The sequence below is a fragment of the Pseudomonas sp. AAC genome, assembly GCF_000725445.1.
GTDB lineage: Bacteria > Pseudomonadota > Gammaproteobacteria > Pseudomonadales > Pseudomonadaceae > Pseudomonas > Pseudomonas citronellolis.
In genome coordinates, this window is record NZ_KL647094.1 from 914,923 (window position 1) to 931,549 (window position 16,627).

General features: G+C 71.1%; 15 protein-coding genes. 8 read left to right on the forward strand and 7 right to left on the reverse strand.

Annotated features, from left to right (window positions below; all coding sequences use genetic code 11):
- Window positions 1-47: 47 nt before the first annotated feature.
- The 7 genes from FG99_RS03765 to FG99_RS03795 are packed head-to-tail and all read left to right on the forward strand — an operon-like array spanning window position 48 to window position 7,075.
- On the forward strand, window positions 48-1,007 hold the full coding sequence (locus FG99_RS03765) for an AAA family ATPase (protein ID WP_009621155.1): 960 nt from the start codon (window positions 48-50) through the stop codon (window positions 1,005-1,007).
- Window positions 1,007-1,966: a DUF58 domain-containing protein gene (locus FG99_RS03770; RefSeq protein WP_009621154.1), complete on the forward strand. Its 960-nt coding sequence runs from the start codon at window positions 1,007-1,009 to the stop codon at window positions 1,964-1,966. Before FG99_RS03765 ends, FG99_RS03770 begins: the two co-directional genes overlap by 1 nt.
- Window positions 1,963-2,460, forward strand: a complete 498-nt coding sequence (locus FG99_RS03775; RefSeq protein WP_043267398.1) for a DUF4381 domain-containing protein — start codon at window positions 1,963-1,965, stop codon at window positions 2,458-2,460. Before FG99_RS03770 ends, FG99_RS03775 begins: the two co-directional genes overlap by 4 nt.
- Window positions 2,453-3,463, forward strand: a complete 1,011-nt coding sequence (locus FG99_RS03780) for a vWA domain-containing protein (RefSeq protein ID WP_043267400.1) — start codon at window positions 2,453-2,455, stop codon at window positions 3,461-3,463. Before FG99_RS03775 ends, FG99_RS03780 begins: the two co-directional genes overlap by 8 nt.
- Window positions 3,448-5,205 carry a VWA domain-containing protein gene (locus FG99_RS03785; RefSeq protein ID WP_371263855.1) on the forward strand — a complete coding sequence of 586 codons (1,758 nt, stop codon included), beginning with the start codon at window positions 3,448-3,450 and terminating at the stop codon, window positions 5,203-5,205. The genes FG99_RS03780 and FG99_RS03785 overlap by 16 nt, the downstream gene beginning before the upstream one ends.
- Window positions 5,202-6,836 carry a BatD family protein gene (locus FG99_RS03790; protein ID WP_043267404.1) on the forward strand — a complete coding sequence of 545 codons (1,635 nt, stop codon included), beginning with the start codon at window positions 5,202-5,204 and terminating at the stop codon, window positions 6,834-6,836. Before FG99_RS03785 ends, FG99_RS03790 begins: the two co-directional genes overlap by 4 nt.
- Window positions 6,837-6,883: 47 nt before the next feature.
- Window positions 6,884-7,075, forward strand: a complete 192-nt coding sequence (locus FG99_RS03795; RefSeq protein WP_043267406.1) for a hypothetical protein — start codon at window positions 6,884-6,886, stop codon at window positions 7,073-7,075.
- Window positions 7,076-7,109: 34 nt separating this feature from the next.
- Here FG99_RS03795 and FG99_RS03800 read toward each other — a convergent pair whose 3' ends face one another.
- The gene (locus tag FG99_RS03800) at window positions 7,110-8,924 is read right to left on the reverse strand and encodes a monovalent cation:proton antiporter-2 (CPA2) family protein (protein ID WP_043267407.1); all 1,815 of its coding nucleotides are present in this window, start codon (window positions 8,922-8,924) and stop codon (window positions 7,110-7,112) included.
- Window positions 8,925-8,992: 68 nt separating this feature from the next.
- On the reverse strand, window positions 8,993-9,706 hold the full coding sequence (locus FG99_RS03805; RefSeq protein WP_043267409.1) for a lipoate--protein ligase family protein: 714 nt from the start codon (window positions 9,704-9,706) through the stop codon (window positions 8,993-8,995).
- A gap of 162 nt (window positions 9,707-9,868) precedes the next feature.
- Here FG99_RS03805 and FG99_RS03810 point away from each other — a divergent pair, with 162 nt between their 5' ends.
- Window positions 9,869-11,068 carry a GGDEF domain-containing protein gene (locus FG99_RS03810; RefSeq protein ID WP_043267413.1) on the forward strand — a complete coding sequence of 400 codons (1,200 nt, stop codon included), beginning with the start codon at window positions 9,869-9,871 and terminating at the stop codon, window positions 11,066-11,068.
- 917 nt (window positions 11,069-11,985) lie between these two features.
- Here the strand turns inward: FG99_RS03810 and FG99_RS03815 are convergent.
- From FG99_RS03815 to FG99_RS03835, 5 genes are read right to left on the reverse strand one after another with little or no spacing between them, the layout of a single operon-like run.
- Entirely contained in the window at window positions 11,986-12,408 is a 423-nt protein-coding gene (locus tag FG99_RS03815) for a hypothetical protein (protein ID WP_009621139.1), read from the reverse strand.
- A 25-nt stretch (window positions 12,409-12,433) separates the two neighbouring features.
- Window positions 12,434-13,642, reverse strand: a complete 1,209-nt coding sequence (gene ccmI / locus FG99_RS03820; protein WP_043267420.1) for a c-type cytochrome biogenesis protein CcmI — start codon at window positions 13,640-13,642, stop codon at window positions 12,434-12,436.
- Complete coding sequence (ccmH, locus tag FG99_RS03825; RefSeq protein ID WP_043267422.1) at window positions 13,639-14,109, reverse strand: cytochrome c maturation protein CcmH; 471 nt, start codon at window positions 14,107-14,109, stop codon at window positions 13,639-13,641. The genes ccmI and ccmH overlap by 4 nt, the downstream gene beginning before the upstream one ends.
- Complete coding sequence (gene dsbE / locus FG99_RS03830; protein ID WP_009621133.1) at window positions 14,106-14,648, reverse strand: thiol:disulfide interchange protein DsbE; 543 nt, start codon at window positions 14,646-14,648, stop codon at window positions 14,106-14,108. Before dsbE ends, ccmH begins: the two co-directional genes overlap by 4 nt.
- 2 nt (window positions 14,649-14,650) lie before the next feature.
- Window positions 14,651-16,627 carry a heme lyase CcmF/NrfE family subunit gene (locus FG99_RS03835; RefSeq protein WP_043267424.1) on the reverse strand — a complete coding sequence of 659 codons (1,977 nt, stop codon included), beginning with the start codon at window positions 16,625-16,627 and terminating at the stop codon, window positions 14,651-14,653.

Here is a 16,627-nt window from a genome sequence, read left to right on the forward strand (position 1 = left end):
CGGCGGCCCCGGCACGCCGCCTTCCCCATTCCAGGAACCCGCATTCGATGGAACACCGTGAGTCGCTCCTCGCGTTGCGACATTTCCTCTCCAGCCAGATCCTCGGCCAGGAAAAGCTCGTCGAGCGCCTGCTCATCGCCCTGCTCGCCGACGGCCACCTGCTGGTGGAAGGCGCGCCCGGGCTGGCCAAGACCAAGGCCATCAAGGACCTCGCCGAAGGCCTGGAGGCCGAGTTCCATCGCATCCAGTTCACCCCCGACCTGCTCCCGGCGGACATCACCGGCACCGAGATCTACCGCCCGGAAAACGGCACCTTCTGCTTCCAGCAGGGGCCGATCTTCCACCACCTGGTGCTGGCCGACGAGATCAACCGCGCCCCGGCCAAGGTACAGTCGGCGCTGCTGGAAGCCATGGCCGAGCGCCAGGTCAGCATCGGCCGCAGCACCTACGACCTGCCGCCGCTGTTCCTGGTGATGGCCACCCAGAACCCCATCGAGCAGGAAGGCACCTACCCGCTGCCCGAGGCCCAGCTCGACCGCTTCCTGATGCACGTGAAGATCGGCTACCCGGAAGCCTCGGTGGAGCGCCGCATCCTCCAGCAGGCCCGTGGCGAGGCGCTCAACGGCGAGACGCGGCCGGAGCGCCAGGTGACCCAGGAATCGATCTTCGCCGCGCGCAAGGAAATCCTCGGCCTGTACATGGCCGACGCGGTGGAGGAATACCTGGTGCAGCTGGTCATGGCCACCCGCACCGCGGCCAAGTTCGACGCCGAGCTGGCCGAGTGGATCGCCTACGGCGCCAGCCCGCGCGGCTCCATCGCCCTGGACCGCTGCGCGCGGGCCCACGCCTGGCTGGCCGGGCGCGATTTCGTCAGCCCCGAGGACATCCAGGCGGTGCTGTTCGACGTGCTGCGTCACCGCCTGATCCTCTCCTTCGAGGCGGAAGCCGCGGGGATCGACCAGGACCGCGTGGTCCAGCGCATCCTCGACGTGGTCGCCGTGGCCTGATGCCGGACACCGCCAGCAACGGCGTGACGGTCAGCCTGCAAGAGCTGATCGACATGCGCCATCGCCTGCGCGAGGTGCAGCTGTTCTCCACCCCGGCCCGGCGCAGCCCGCTGATCGGCCTGCACCACTCGCGCCTGCGCGGGCGCGGCGTGGACTTCGACCAGGTGCGCGTGTACCAGCCCGGCGACGACGTGCGCACCATCGACTGGCGCGTCACCGCGCGCTCCCAGGAGCCGCACACCAAGCTGTTCCACGAGGAGCGCGAGCGCCCGGTGTTCGTCCTCGTCGAGCAGAGCCGGCGGACCTTCTTCGGCTCCGGCCTGTGCCTGAAGTCGGTGCTGGCCGCGCGCGCCGCCGCCCTGCTCGGCTGGGCCGCGCTGGCCCACAACGACCGCATCGGCGGCCTGGTGCTGAGCGACCACGACACCCACGAGATCAAGCCGCGGCGCAGCAAGCAGAGCCAGCTGCAGTTGCTCAACCTGATCGTCCGCGCCAACCACGCGCTGCTCACCGACGGCGCCGCGGCGTCCTCCGGCGACAACTTCGGCCTGGCCCTGCGCCGCGCCCGCGAGGTGCTGCGGCCGGGCAGCCTGGTGATGATCGTCTGCGACGAACGCGCCCTCGCCCACTCGCCCCAGGGCGACCTGGCCGAGCAGCAGCTGGGCCTGCTGGCGCGGCACACCGACCTGGTCCTGCTGCCGGTCTCCGACCCGCTCGACCACGCCCTGCCGGCCGCCGGGCTGATGCGCTTCGCCGAAGGCCAGGCCCTGCTCGAAGTGGACACCCACGTCGACGAACAGCGCCTGGCCTACCGCGCCCTGGGCGAGGCGCGCCGCGAGCGCTGGGCGCGGGTCAGCCAGCGCCTGGGCGTGCCGCTGCTGCCGCTGAGCACCCAGCTGGACCTGGTCGAGCAGCTGCTCGACCAACTCGAACAGCCCGCCGCGGGGAAACGCCCGTGAATCCCCTCGACGCCCTGGAACCGCTGATCCGGCCGGCCGCCGTGCCCTGGTGGCCGCCGGCGCCGGGCTGGTGGCTGCTGGCCGCGCTGCTGCCGCCGCTGGCCTGGGCGCTGTGGCGCTGGCGCCACCGCCTGCTGCCGCGCCGCCGCGCGCAGGCCCCGGCGGAAGCGCCGCTGGAGCCTATCCGCGTCGCCGCCCTGGAAGAACTGGCGCGCCTGCCGCGGCCCTACGGCGGCGCCCCCGCCGGCCCCTGGCTGCAGGCGCAGAACGCCCTGCTCAAGCGCCTGTCGCGGGCGCGCTGGCCGGACGACAGCTGCCACACCCTGAGCGGCCGCGCCTGGCTGGCGTTCCTCGACAACCGTTGCCCGGCCGCCGGCCTGACGCGCTGGATGATCCTGGTGGAAGGCGGCTACCGCGCCGAATGCAAGCTCGACGACAAGGCCATCGACGGCCTCGCCGCCGCCGTGGAAACCTGGGTGCGCAAGCATGTTTGAGTTCGCCTGGCCCTGGGTCTTTCTGCTCGCCCCGCTGCCCTGGCTGCTGCGCATGCTGCTGCCGCCGGCCGACAGCGGCGAGGCGGCGCTGAAGGTCAGCTTCCTCGCCGAACTCGAAGGCCTGGCCGGCCGCCGCGCCCGCGCGCAACTGCCGGCCTGGCGCCTGCAGGCGCCCTTCGTGCTGCTCTGGTTGCTGTTGCTGCTGGCGGCGGCGCGCCCGCAGTGGGTCGGCGAGCCGCTGCCGATCCCCGCCAGCGGCCGCGACCTGCTGCTGGCGGTGGACGTCTCCGGCTCCATGGACACCGCCGACCTCACCTGGCAGGGCAGCGAGATCAGCCGCCTGAACCTGGTGCAGAAGCTCTTCGGCGACTTCATCGAGGCACGCCGCGGCGACCGTGTCGGCCTCATCCTGTTCGGCAGCAAGGCCTACCTGCAGGCGCCGCTGACCTTCGACCGCCACACCGTGCGCGTCTGGCTGGACGAGGCGCTGATCGGCATCGCCGGCAAGGACACCGCCCTGGGCGACGCCATCGGCCTTGCCGTCAAGCGCCTGCGCCAGCGCCCGGCGCAAAGCCGCGTGCTGGTGCTGATCACCGACGGCGCCAACACCGCCGGCGAGATCCCGCCGCTGACCGCCGCGCGCCTGGCCGCCGAGGAGAGCGTGAAGATCTACACCATCGGCATCGGCGCCGACCCGCAGCCCGGCGGCGTGCTCGGCATGCTCGGCCTCAACCCCGGCCTGGACCTGGACGAAGCCACCCTGAAGGCGATCGCCGGCCTCACCGGCGGCGAATACTTCCGCGCCCGCGACGGCGCCGAGCTGGAGGCCGTCTCCAGCACCCTGGACAGCCTCGAACCGGTGACGCAGAAGCCCACCCAGGCGCGCCCGGCCCTGGCCCTCTACCACTGGCCGCTGGCCGCCGCGCTGCTGCTGAGCCTGCTGCTGGTGGCCGCGGAACTCTGGCCGGCGCAGCACTGGCGCTGGCCGTGGAGGCGCCCATGAGCCTCTGGCCGCACCTGCTCTACCCCGGCTGGCTGCTGCTGTTACCGCTGCTCGCCTGGCTGCTGTGGAAGCTGCTGCACCGCCAGCGCCGCGCCGGGCGCTGGCAACTGCTGCTGCCGGCGGCCTTCCACCCCTGGCTGCTGCAGGGCGGCAGCGGCCGCCCCGACCGCCGCCCCTGGCTGTACCTGGGCCTGGCCTGGCTGCTGGCGGTGCTGGCGCTGCTCGGGCCGAGCTGGGAACGCGTCGAGCAGCCGGCCATGCAGCGCAGCGACCCGCTGGTGGTGATCCTCGAACTGACGCCGCGGATGCTCGCCGGCGACCTGCCGCCCAGCCGCCTGGAACAGGCCCGGCGCAAGCTCCTCGACCTGCTGCGCGCGCGCCCCGACGCGCAGACCGCCATCGTCGTCTACGCCGGCAGCGCCCACACCCTGGTGCCGCTGTCCAACGACCTGTTCACCGCGCGCAACCTGCTCGATGCGCTCAAGCCGTCGATCATGCCCGAGCCGGGGCAGCGCGCCGACCTCGCCGTACAGCAGGCGCGCCGCCTGCTCGACCAGGGTGCCCAGGGCAACGGGCGCCTGCTGCTGCTCACCGGCGGGCTGGAGGAAAGCGAACGGCAGGGCATCCGCCAGGCCCTGCACGGCCACGGCCGGGACTTCGCCATCCTCGCCGTGGGCACTGCCGGCGGCGCGCCCATCCCCCAGGAAGACGGCACCTACCTGAAGGACGACCAGGGCGGCATCCTCCTGCCGCGCCTCGACGAGGCCGGGCTGCGCCAGTTCGCCGCCAGCCTCGACGCCAGCTACCAGCGTCTGGGCGCCAGCGACCGCGACCTCAGGGCCCTCGGCCTGCTGGACGCCAACCGCGGCCTGGAAGCCGCCGGCAACGACGCCGTGCTGCGCCTGCAGCGCTGGGCCGACCAGGGCTACTGGCTGCTCCTGCCGCTGCTCTTGCTGGCCGCCTGCGCCGGCCGCCGCGGCTGGCTGTTCAGCCTGCCATTGTTGCTGCCGCTGTGGCTGGGCGCGCCGCAACCGGCCATGGCCTTCGAGTTCGCCGACCTCTGGCTGCGCCCCGACCAGCAGGGCCAGCGCCTGCTCGCCGAGCAGCGCCCGGCCGACGCCGCCCGGCATTTCGCCGACTTCCGCTGGCGCGGCCTGGCCCTCTACCAGGCCGGCGACTACGACGGCGCGGCCCGCGCCTTCGCCCTGGGCGACAGCGCCGCCGACCACTACAACCGCGGCAACGCCCTGGCCCGCGCCGAGCAGTACGAGGCCGCCATCGACGCCTACGAGCGGGCGCTGGAACTGCAGCCCGGCCTGCAACAGGCCCAGCGCAACAAGGCGCTGCTGGAGGACCTGCTGCGCCAGCGCGAGCAGGACGCCGCCCAGCAGCGCCCCAATGCCTCCCAGGCCAGCCGCAGCGGCGAAACCGAGCCGGCGCCGACGGCAGCGGCCAAGCCTTCGCAGCAGCAGAACCTGGAAGAACGGCCCACCCGCCCCTCCGCGGCCCTGCAGAACCGCCAGCAGGCCAGCGCCGAGCGCCTGCAGGCCGCCGGCCCGGACGACGAGCCGCCCGCCGATTCGACGGAACTCCCCGCCCCCACGGCGGACGAAGGGAAGCTCAGCGACGAAAGCCGCCAGGCCCTGGAACAGTGGCTGCGGCAGATTCCCGACGAACCCTCCGAACTGCTGCGCCGCAAATTCTGGTACCAACAGCAGCAGCGCCAGGAAAACCTGCCATGAAACGGATGATCTGCCTGATCCTGCTCAGCCTGCTCGCATTCCAGGCGCAGGCCAGCTTCACCGCCAGCGTCGACCGCGCGCGCCTGACCGAGGGCGAGAGCCTGGACCTGACGCTGGAGTCCGACGACCCCACCCAGTTCGGCAAGCCGGACCTCACGCCCCTGGGCGACGCCTTCGAAATCCTCGGCACCCGCCAGGTCAACCGCCTGACCACCCTCGACGGCCAGGCCCAAGCCACCACGCGCTGGATCATCACCCTGCGCCCCACCCGCAGCGGCGCCCTGCAGATACCGGCGCTGCGCATGGGCAACGCGCAGACCCAGCCGATCGCCCTGCAGGTGCTCAAGGCCGAGGACGCGGACGAGCAGCAGAAGCTCTCGCCGGTGTTCATCGACGCCAGCCTCGACCACGAGTCGGTCTACGTGCAAGCCCAGGCCATCCTCACCCTGCGCATCTACCACTCGGTGTCGCTGTACGACGACAGCAGCCTCAGCCCGCTGCAGATCGACGACGCCAAGGTCGAGCAGCTCGGCCAGCCGCGCACCTACGAGAAGGAAATCAACGGCGTGCGCCACGGCGTCATCGAGGTGCGCTTCGCGATCTTCCCGCAGCACAGCGGCGAGCTGACCATCCCGGCGCTGAACTTCAGCGCCACCCGGGTGGCGCGCAACAGCCCCGGCGACACCTTCGGCGTGCTGCCCGGCAAGCGCCTGCGGGTGAGCTCGCCGGAGATTCCCCTGGAAGTGAAGCCCAAGCCCGCCGACTACCCGGCCGACGCGCCCTGGCTGCCGGCCCGCGCCGTCGCCCTCAGCGAAAGCTGGGCGCCGCAGCCGGAGCAGGCCAAGGCCGGCGAAGCCCTGACGCGCAACCTGATGCTGCGCGTCGAAGGCCTCTCCAGCGCCCAGCTGCCGCCGTTGCCCCAGGCCCTGCCGGCCGGGCTGCGGCACTACCCCGACCAGCCGCAACTGGCCGAGGAACAGGGCGACCAGGGAGTGATCGGCAGCCGCGAGGAACGCCAGGCCCTGATCCCGGAGCAGGCCGGCCAGTTGAGCCTGCCGGACATCGAGATCACCTGGTGGAACACCCAGGAAGACCGCCTGGAGCACACCACCCTGCCCGGCCGCAGCCTGGACGTCGGTGCCAACCCGCAGCTGGCGGCCCCGCCCCCCGCGCCGCTGGAAGGCGCCGTGAGCAGCGACGGCCAGCGCCTCTGGCCATGGCAGTTGGCGACCCTGCTGCTGGCCCTGACCAGCCTGCTCGGCTTCGGCCTCTGGTGGCGCGCCCGTCGCCAGCCGGCCATCGTCCGCGCCGCGGCCAACGCGCCCAGCGCCCGCACCCTGCTCGACGAACTGCGCCGCTGCTGCCAGGCCAACGACCCCCACGCCACCCGCCAGGCCCTCGACGCCTGGGCGCGCCAGCAGCCGGAAACCCTGGCCGACATGGCGGCGCGCTTCGTGCCGCTGTCCGACGCCATGGACGGCCTCAACGGCGCGCTCTACAGCGACAGCGAGGGTGGCCACAACTGGGAAGGCGAGGACCTCTGGCGGGCGATCCGCACCCTGCCCGCCGCGGAAGGCGGCAGCGCGGCGACGGCCGAGGGCAACAGCCTGCCACCGCTCTACCCGCGCTGAGCCATGCCGGCCAGGCTGAGGAAAACTCCCTGGCAAGAGGCAGCCCCATGGCCGAACGCCCATGGCGGCTCGCCACCCTGCCGCTCTGCGGCCTGCTGGCCCGCGGCGCCCAGGCCGGCCCCGCGGCCCCGCCGCCGCTGGACGGCCCCGGCGGCTCGCGCCTGGCCCACGCCGACCTGCGCTCGCCCGGCGAGCCCATCCGCATCGACGAACCGCCGCGCCGCCGCGTGCGCGGCTGAAGCGCGGCCGGTCCATCCGTAGCGCCCAGCCCGCTCAGGGCTTGCCCACGCCGCGGTCTTCCAACTGGTCGGCCTCGAACAGCGTCTCCAGTTCCTGGCGCGCCTCGCGGGCGGTCTGGATCACCGCCGCGGCGTCGTCGTAGACCTTGTACTGGGCCATCAGCACTTCCTCGTCGTGGCGGCGGAAGCGGCGGATGCGCGCCAGCGCCTGTTCCTCGGAAAGGCCCATCTCCATCAGCACCCGCCGGCTCATCTCCAGGCTGGAGTGGAACAGCTCGCGCACCGGGCTGGCCCCGGCGTCGAGCAGGTGGTAGACGTGCTGGCGGTTGCGCGCCCGGGCGATGATCTTCACGTGCGGGTAGAGCTTGCGCACCAGGCGCGCGGTGTCGATGTTGGTCTGCGGGTCGTCGGTGGCGACGACGAAGAACTCGGCCTTGTCCACCTGGGCCGCGCGGAGGATTTCCGGGCGCAGCGGGTCGCCGTAGAAGATCGGGATGCTGCCATAGCTGCGGCTCAGCTCGATGGTGTCCACCGAGGTGTCCAGGGCGATGAAGGGCACGCGCTGGGCGCGCATGATCCGCGCGACCACCTGGCCCATGCGGCCCATGCCGGCGATCACCACCCGCGGCGCGTCGCCCTCGATGCGCCTGTACTCCTCCGGCGCCTCGCGCACCGGCACGGGCTCGGGTTTCATCAGGCGCGCGGCCAGCAGCACCAGCAGCGGCGTCACCGCCATCGACAGGGTGATGCACAGCACCAGCAGGCTGTGCAGGTTGGCGTCCAGCAGCCCTTCGGCGCGGGCCAGCTTGAACACCACGAAAGCGAATTCGCCGCCGGCCGCCAGGACGATGCCCAGGCGCAGCGCAGAATGGCCGTCGAGGCCGCCGGTGAGGCGCCCGAGCAGGTACAGCAGCGGCAGCTTCAGGCCGATCAGCAGCAGCGTCAGGCCCAGCACCAGCAGCGGCGAATGCAGCAGCAGGCCGAGGTCGGCGCTCATCCCCACGCTGATGAAGAACAGCCCCAGCAGCAGGCCCTTGAACGGCTCGATCTGCGATTCCAGCTCGTGGCGGTACTCCGAGTCGGCCAGCAGCAGGCCGGCGAGGAAGGCGCCCAGGCCCATGGACACCCCGGCCAGCTCCATCAGCCAGGCGGTGCCGACGACCACCAGCAGCGCGGTGGCGGTGGACAGGTCGGCCATGCCGGTGCGCGCCACCGTGCGGAACACCGGGCGCAGCAGGTAGCGCCCGCCGACCACCACCACGGCGATGCTCCCCACCACTTCGAGGAAGTGGCGCCAGTCGCCGCCCGGCGCGGCCTCGTCGGCCCGCGCGCCGAGCAGCGACACCGCGGCGATCAGCGGGATGGCGGCGATGTCCTGGAACAGCAGGATGGCGAAGGCCAGGCGGCCGTGGGGGCTGGCCAGCTCCTTGCGCTCGGCGAGGATCTGCAGGCCGAAGGCGGTGGACGACAGCGCCAGGCCGCCGCCGAGCACCACCGAGGTGTTCAGCGGCAGCTCGAAGGCCAGGTGCGCCAGCACGCCGATCACCAGCGCGGTGAGCAGCACCTGGGCCAGGCCGATGCCGAACACCGCCTTGCGCATCACCCACAGGCGCTTGGGCGACAGTTCCAGGCCGATGATGAACAGCAGCAGCACCACGCCCAGCTCGGACAGGCTGGAAACGCTTTCCGGGTCGTCGATCAGGCGCAGCACCGAAGGCCCGATCAGCACCCCGGCCAGCAGGTAGCCGAGCACCGCGCCCAGTTGCAGGCGCTTGGCCAGCGGCACCATGAAGACGGTGGCGATGAGGAAGACCACCGTCGATTGCAGATAGTTGGAACCATGCTCCATGCCGGAACGCTCCTTGGCAGGATGGGGCCCGGCGCGCGGCCGGGCGGGTGGAACGGAAAGGGTGTCGATCAGACCGGCGGCAGGCCCTGGTCGATCAGGTGGCGCTGGAACTGCCCGGCGAGCGCTTCGACCTGCTGCCAGGGCTGCGCGTGCCGTTCGTCCAGCGCGACGTGACTGGTGCCACGGATGTCGGCCGGCAATTCGACGGCGCGGTAGAAGGCGTTGACCACCTCGGCCATGGCCTCGCGCTGGTTCTCCATGAGGATGGCGCCGTGGGCCAGCACCACGTAGCGCCCGTCGCTCTGCCGGCGGCGCCAGCGCTGGGCGGTGCCGACCAGCTTGCGGCCGCCGATGTTGACGTTGTAGCGGCCGTCGCAGAAGGCGCCGTCGACCTCGCCCACGCCGGCGTCCAGGCCCATGGCCGCGAGCCAGTCGCAGAGTGGCTGGCACAGGCGCAGGTAGGCGGTGTCGATGCGCGTCTGCTCGTTGTCGCCATCGGGCACCGCGTAGCACAGGGCGACGTTGAGCACCGCCGGCGACTGCGGCACCGGCTCGCCGCCGGTGTCGCGCAGGGCGATCGGCCAGCCGAGTTCGGCGCAGCGCGCCTCGGCCTCGGCGAAACCGGCCAGGCGGCTGAGCCGGCGCGGCATCACCAGCGCCTGCTGCAGCGGGCGCCAGAACAGCAGGCGGCTGTCGGCCTGGCCGCTGAACACCTGGTCCAGGGCGGCGCGTTCGGCATCCAGGCCGTCCTGTGCGGAAAACCGCAGTACCCGTTCGCCCATGTCCTACTCCTTTCGCCGTGCTGCCTGACAGGTAGCGGACTATGCCCAGCCGCCAGGCCAGGCTGCAAGCGAAAAGCCGCGTTCCCCCGGCAGGCGGCGGGACAGCCTGGCGGCATATGGCTATGCTCATAGCCGGATGCCATCGCGCACAGGACGAGCCCCGTGTCCCAGCCGTTCCCGCAACGCCTTCGCCAGCAATTCCGGCTCGCCCGCTCCCTGGCGCGGCCGGTGGCCACGGAGAACCTCAGGCGCCTGGCCTGGCTGGCGCTGCTGGCCGTGCCCTTCGGCCTGGTGCACATCCTGGTGTTCTGGCTCAACCTGCAGGGCAGCCTCCCGGAATTCGACGGCTGGCGCCAGCACATCATCCTCACCCACGCGGTGGTCGCCGCGCTGCTGCTCGGCCTCGGCCTGCTCGCCTGGCAGGCCCGCCAGCGCCCGCAGGCGCCGCCGCCGTGGTACTGCGAGCTGCTGGCGCTGCTGGGCGCCGGCGTGCTGCTGGGCTTCGGCCTGGTCATCACCTGCTTCGACCAGGAGGTGACCAGCAGCATCACGCCCTTCCTCATGGGCGCGGTGGCCACGGCGCTGATCCTGCTGCTGCGCCCGGTGTTCGCCACGCTGCTCTACGTCGTGCTGTTCATCGCCTTCGAACTGGCCATGGAAATGGCCCAGCCGGACCCGCAGCTGCGCCTGTCCAACCAGATGGGCGGCCTGACCATCTGCGGCATCGGCCTGCTGCTGTCGCAGATCCTCTGGTTCGGCCACCTGCGCAACCTGCGCCAGCGCCAGCACCTGCGCCGGCAGCGCAAGGAGCTGGAAGAGAAGAACCTGCAGCTGGAATACCTGGCCGGCCACGACCCGCTGACCGGGCTGTTCAACCGCCGCCAGTTCGACCAGTTGGTGAAGCAGGAACTGGCGCGCTGCGACCGCCAGCCGATGCCGGTGAGCCTGCTGATGATCGACCTGGACCACTTCAAGTTCATCAACGACCGCTACGGCCACCCGCTGGGCGACGAGGTGATCCGCCACACCGCCACCCTGCTGCGCAAGCACACCCGCAGCAGCGACAGCGTGGCGCGCCTGGGCGGCGAGGAGTTCCTCCTGCTGCTGCCGGACACCGCCGCGCCCCAGGCCCGGGTGATCGCCGAGAAGCTGCGCAAGCTGCTGGAAGACACCCCGCTGCCGATGAAGGACGGCCTGCTCTACCTCACCGCCAGCTTCGGCATCGCCGGCCTGGCCAGCGGCGTGTCGAGCACCTACGAAAGGCTCTACAGCACGGCCGACCAGGCCCTGTACCGGGCCAAGGCCAGCGGGCGCAACCGCGTGGAAGTGATGGATGCCGCGCCCCATGGGACCTTGGAGTGAGCTTTTGTGTAGGAGAGAGCTTGCTCGCGAACAGCGTTTCCCGGTGGCTGCGGTGTTTGGGGTTGACTCCGCCCCCTCACCCCAGCCCTCTCCCAGAGGGAGAGGGGGCCGTTCGGAGCGGGCGGTAAATCCGGAGTCATCCTGAAGCTCCCATCTATTCCCGCCATTCCCACGTCCGCGGTTATGCGCCCTACGGGCTGGCAGTCCCAAAGCAAGATGTGGCACGGCTCTTCGTAGGAGCGAGCTTGCTCGCGAACAGCGTTTCCAGGTGGCTGCAGTGTTTGGGTTGACGCCGTTCCCTCTCCCCAACCCTCTCCCTGAAGGGAGAGGGGGCCGTTCGGAGCAAGCGGTAAATTCGGAGTCATCCTGACACTCCCATCTACTTCCGCCATTCCCGCGTCCGCGGTTATGCGCCCTACGGGCTGGCAGTCCCAAAGCAAGAACTGGCACGGCTCTTCGTAGGAGCGAGCTTGCTCGCGAACAGCGTTTCCCGATGGCTGCGGTGTTTTGGGTTGACGCCGTTCCCTCTCCCCAGCCCTCTCCCAGAGGGAGAGGGGGCCGTTCGGAGCGGGCGGTAAATCCAGCGTCATCCTGATACACCTAAGCCCGTATGGCGGATAACCGTGAACGGTTCCAGGGAGGCCGTGGTGATGGGTATCGCTTCGCTCAACACCATCCTACGACGATGTGCCTACCTGCCATGTAGGAGCGGACTCCGTCCGCGATTGGATTCGCCGGCCTCGGCGGCGGGTAGCCGCGTAGGAGTTTCAGGATGACTCCGAATTCGCCGCTCGCTCCGAACGGCCCCCTCTCCCTCTGGGAGAGGGCTGGGGTGAGGGGGCGGAGTCAACCCAAACACCGCAGCTACCGGGAAGCACCATTCGCGAGCAAGCTCGCTCCTACGAAAATCCCCGGCCTCAGGGCTGTGCGTAGCGGCGGCTCAACCCCGGCGGCACGCCGTTGGCATCGGTGGCAGTCCAGGGGCCCTGCGGGCTTACGCCCCAGTACCAGGCGCCGTCCCAGTGGTAGTAGGTGCGCTGGCGGTAGTACAGGTCCTTCTGCCCCTGGATCACGTAGACGCCCAGGTTCGGGTCCCAGCGGCCCTTGCCGCCCGGCGGCGGGGCGAACTGGGTGTGGGTGCTGCGGGGCTTGTTCGAGGGGTTCTGCGGGTTCGGCGTGATGGCCGTGCGCGGCGCCGGCTTGTTCGACGGCAGGGCCGCCGGCGGCTGGCCGCTGGCGCCGGGTTGCGGGACCGGCGCCGGGGCTTGCGTGTGGGGCTGCTGGCCGGCGCAACCGGCCAGGGCGAGCAGGGCCGCGAGGGCGAGGATTCGGCCTTTCACGGGCGCACCTCCAGGAAGGGTTCGATCAATGCTGGTCCGGGCTGTCGATGGTCACCGCCTGATCGCCCGCGCCGGCAGTAGACAACGGCTGGCTGCGTCCGATCCATTCGCCGCTGATGGCATTGCCGGCGCGCGACACCCGCGCCACCAGCTCCACCTGCGGGAAGGCCGATAGCTTGAGTTGCGGCATCATGGCGTCGGCATCGCTGAGCGACACCTCGTCCGGCAGGTCGGCCACCTTCAGGCGCTTGACCGCCAGCGGCATCGGCGGGCCGTTCACCGCGCGGGCGAAGACGAACACGCTGTCGTCCGGCTTGACCTGGCCCTTCACCGCGTCGCTGAGGTCCACCCGCACCTTCAGCGTCACGCCGGCAGTGGCTGCCGCAGCCGGCGCTTCCGGCAGCTTCTCGCCACGCTCGGCCAGGTGCTGGCGGGCGCGCTCGATGCCGCTCTGGATGGCCGCGCGCGACGGATCGTCGGCCGGCAGTGCGGCGACCAGGCGTTGCCAGTAGTCCACGGCGTCGGCGTAGCGCTGGTCTTCGAAGGCGGCGATGCCCATCAGGCCGAGGGTGGTGACTTCCTCCGGGTTCTGCTTGAGCGCCTCGTCGGCCAGGGCCTGGGCGGCGCCGGCCATCTTCTTGCCGTTGGCGAAGTACAGCGCCTGGGCCCACTGGCCGAGCACCTCGGACTGGCGCCCGGAGAGGTTGGCGGCGCGCTCGAAGGCCTTGGCGGCATCCTCGAAGCGCTCCTGGGTCATGTAGGTGCGGCCGAGGAAGTACCAGCCCTCGGCGGAATCCGGCTGGGCCTGCACGGCCTTCTCCAGGCGCTCGGTCATCTCCGCCATAGAGTGCGGCGGCTCGGCTAACTCGCGGGACAGCGCCAGCTTCTCGCTGGCGCCCCAGTGCAGGTACAGGCCCAGGCCCAGCAACGGCAGCAGCACGGCCGCCAGCAGCGGCGCGGCGCGGCCCAGGCGCGAGCGGCGCTCGCCCTCGCCTTCGGTGTCGGCCAGCAGTTCGCGGGCGGCCTCGGCGCGCCCGGCCTGCAGCTGGGCGTCGTCCAGGGTGCCGGCGGCGTGCTGGGCGTCCAGTTCGGCGAGGCGCTCCTGGTACAGGGCGACGTTGAGGGCGGTGCGGTCTTCCTCGGCCTGGGCGCGGCGGCCACGCAGCAGCGGAATCAGTAGGAAAGCCATGGCCACCAGCGCAAGCAGGCCGGCGGCGAGCCAGAAATCGATCATTTGTCTTGGTTATCCAGCAATTGATTCAGGCGGGCCTGTTCCTCGGCGGACAGGCTGGCGGACGGACCGGCGGCGCTGCGGCGGCGGCGCGCCACCAGCACGCCCACCACCAGCACACCCAGGCCCAGCAGGGCCACCGGGCCGAACCAGAGCAGCCAGGTGCGGGCGTTGACCGGCGGCTTGTAGCGCACGAAGTCGCCGTAGCGGTCGACCATGTAGTCGACGATCTGCTCGTCGCTCTTGCCCTGCTGCAGCTGCTCGTAGATCTGCTTGCGCAGGTCGGCGGCGATGGGCGCGTTGGAGTCGGCGATGTCCTGGTTCTGGCACTTCGGGCAGCGCAGCTCGGTGGTCAGGCTGCGGAAGCGCTGGCGCTCGGCCTCGTTGGGGAATTCGTAGGTGTCGATGGCGGCGTGGGCCACGCCGGCGAGGGTCAGGCCCAGCAGGGCCGCGGCGAGGAATCGCTTCATTTGCCCCCCGCCTCGTCCACCAGTCGCTGGTAGATCGGCGCCAGTTGCTCGCGCCAGACCTTCTCGTCGACGGCGCCGACCAGCTTGTGGCGGATGATGCCGTCCTTGTCGATCACGTAGGTCTCCGGCGCGCCGTACACGCCCAGGTCCAGGCCCAGGGTGCCCTGGGCGTCGGCGATGTTCAGCACGTAGGGGTCGTGCAGGTCCTGCAGCCACTTCTGCGCGGCGGCGTTGTCGTCCTTGTAGTTGATGCCGACGATCACCACGCCCTGCTCGGCCAGCTTGGCCAGCACCGGGTGCTCGAAGCGGCAGGTCGGGCACCAGGTGCCCCAGACGTTGACCAGCGCCGGGCGGCCCTTGAGGTCGGCCTGGGTGTAGGTCTTGCCCGGCTCCAGCACGCCGGGCAGGGCGAAGGCCGGGAACGGCTTGTCGATCAGCGCCGAGGGCAGCTCGCTGGGGTCGAGCCACAGGCCGCGGAACAGGAATACCGCGACGACCAGGAAGATCGCCAGCGGCAACAGCAGGATCGCACGCTTCACACTCAGGCTCCCTGTCCGGCGGCGAGGCCCAGCGCCTCGCGCACCTTGGTTTTCACTTTCAGCCGGTAGCGCCGGTCGCAGGCCGCCAGCACGCCGCCCAGGGCGGTGAGCAGGCCGCCCAGCCAGATGAAGCGGACGAACGGCTTGATGTGCAGGCGCACGGCCCAGGCGCCGTTATCCAGCGGCTCGCCCAGGGCGACGTAGAGGTCGCGGGTCAGGCTGCCGTGGATGCCGGCCTCGGTCATCATCGAGCGCTGCACGCTGTACAGGCGCTTCTCCGGGTGCAGCACGGCCACTTCGCTACCCTTGCGGGTGACGCGGATGGTGCCCTTGTCGGAGGTGAAGTTGGGGCCTTCGAAGTGCCTGGTGCCTTCGAAGGCGAACTGGTAGCCGCCCAGCTCCACGCTCTCGCCCGGGGCCATGCGCAGGTCGCGCTGGGCGCTGAACTGGCTGGTGAGGACGATGCCGATGGCGCACACGGCGATGCCCAGGTGCGCCACCTGCATGCCCCAGTAGCTGCGGTTGAGGCTCGCGGCGCCGGCCACCAGGCCCTTGTGGCGGACCTTGTCGAGGAAGTCGCGCACCCCGCCGAGGATCACCCAGAAGGCCAGCAGGAACACCGCCAGCACCGGCCAGTGCAGGTCGCCGTAGAGGAAGGTGGCGACGCCGCCGAGCACCACGGCGCCGATCAGCACCGGCGTCAGCATGCGCAGCAGCCACTGCGTCGGGGTGTCTTTCCAGCGCACCAGCACGCCCACGGTCAGGGCCAGCATCATCCCCGTCATCAGCGGCACGAATAGCGCGTTGAAGTACGGCGGGCCGACCGACAGCTTGGCGCCGCTGATAGCGTCGAGCACCAGCGGGTAGAGGGTGCCGAGCAGGATCATCGCGGCGGTCACCACCAGCACCACGTTGTTCAGCAGCAGCAGGGTCTCGCGCGACCACAGGGCGAAGCCGACCTGGCTCTTGACCACCGGCGCGCGCAGGGCGAACAGCGTCAGCGAGCCGCCGACCACCACCAGCAGGAAGGCCAGGATGAACACCCCGCGCTCCGGGTCGGAGGCGAAGGCGTGCACCGAGGTCAGCACCCCGGAGCGGACCAGGAAGGTGCCCAGCAGGCTGAGGGAGAAGGCGGCGATGGCCAGCAGCACCGTCCAGCTCTTGAACACCCCGCGCTTCTCGGTCACCGCCAGCGAGTGGATCAGCGCGGTGCCCACCAGCCAGGGCATGAAGGAGGCGTTCTCCACCGGGTCCCAGAACCACCAGCCGCCCCAGCCCAGCTCGTAGTAGGCCCACCAGGAGCCGAGCACGATGCCGATGCCGAGGAAGGTCCAGGCCACCAGGGTCCAGGGCCGCGACCAGCGCGCCCAGGCCGCGTCGAGGCGGCCGCCGAGCAGCGCGGCGATGGCGAAGGCGAAGGCCACCGAGAAGCCGACGTAGCCCATGTAGAGCATCGGCGGGTGGATGATCAGGCCCGGGTCCTGCAGCAGCGGGTTGAGGTCGTTGCCGTCGGCCGGCACCTGCGGCAGCAGGCGGCTGAAGGGGTTGGAGGTGATGATCAGGAACAGCAGGAAGCCGGTGCTGATCATCCCCATCACCGCCAGCACCCGCGCCAGCATCGGCTCGGGCAGCTCGCGGGAGAAGATCGACACGGCGAAGGTCCAGCCGCCGAGGATCAGCGCCCAGAGCAGCAGCGAGCCCTCGTGGGCGCCCCACACGGCGCTGAACTTGTAGTACCAGGGCAGCGCGCTGTTGGAGTTGCTGGCCACGTAGGCCACGGAGAAGTCGTCATGCAGGAAGGCCCAGGCCAGGCAGGCGAAGGCGAACGCCAGGAAGGCGAACTGCCCCCAGGCCGCCGGGCGCGCCAGGCTCATCCACTGGCGGTCGCCGCGCCAGGCGCCGACCAGCGGGAAGAAGGACATCACCAGCGCCATGCACAGCGCCAGGATCAGAGACAGGTGGCCGAGTTCCGGGATCAT

Bases quoted from the DNA above. Each gene is read 5' to 3' on its own strand.
- FG99_RS03765 (WP_009621155.1), top strand. From the start codon at position 48: ATGGAACACCGTGAGTCGCTCCTCGCGTTGCGACATTTCCTCTCCAGC.
- FG99_RS03770 (WP_009621154.1), top strand. From the start codon at position 1,007: ATGCCGGACACCGCCAGCAACGGCGTGACGGTCAGCCTGCAAGAGCTG.
- FG99_RS03780 (WP_043267400.1), top strand. From the start codon at position 2,453: ATGTTTGAGTTCGCCTGGCCCTGGGTCTTTCTGCTCGCCCCGCTGCCC.
- FG99_RS03790 (WP_043267404.1), top strand. From the start codon at position 5,202: ATGAAACGGATGATCTGCCTGATCCTGCTCAGCCTGCTCGCATTCCAG.
- FG99_RS03795 (WP_043267406.1), top strand. From the start codon at position 6,884: ATGGCCGAACGCCCATGGCGGCTCGCCACCCTGCCGCTCTGCGGCCTG.
- FG99_RS03800 (WP_043267407.1), bottom strand. From the start codon at position 8,924: ATGGAGCATGGTTCCAACTATCTGCAATCGACGGTGGTCTTCCTCATC.
- FG99_RS03805 (WP_043267409.1), bottom strand. From the start codon at position 9,706: ATGGGCGAACGGGTACTGCGGTTTTCCGCACAGGACGGCCTGGATGCC.
- ccmI (WP_043267420.1), bottom strand. From the start codon at position 13,642: ATGATCGATTTCTGGCTCGCCGCCGGCCTGCTTGCGCTGGTGGCCATG.
- ccmH (WP_043267422.1), bottom strand. From the start codon at position 14,109: ATGAAGCGATTCCTCGCCGCGGCCCTGCTGGGCCTGACCCTCGCCGGC.
- FG99_RS03835 (WP_043267424.1), bottom strand. From the start codon at position 16,627: ATGATCCCGGAACTCGGCCACCTGTCTCTGATCCTGGCGCTGTGCATG.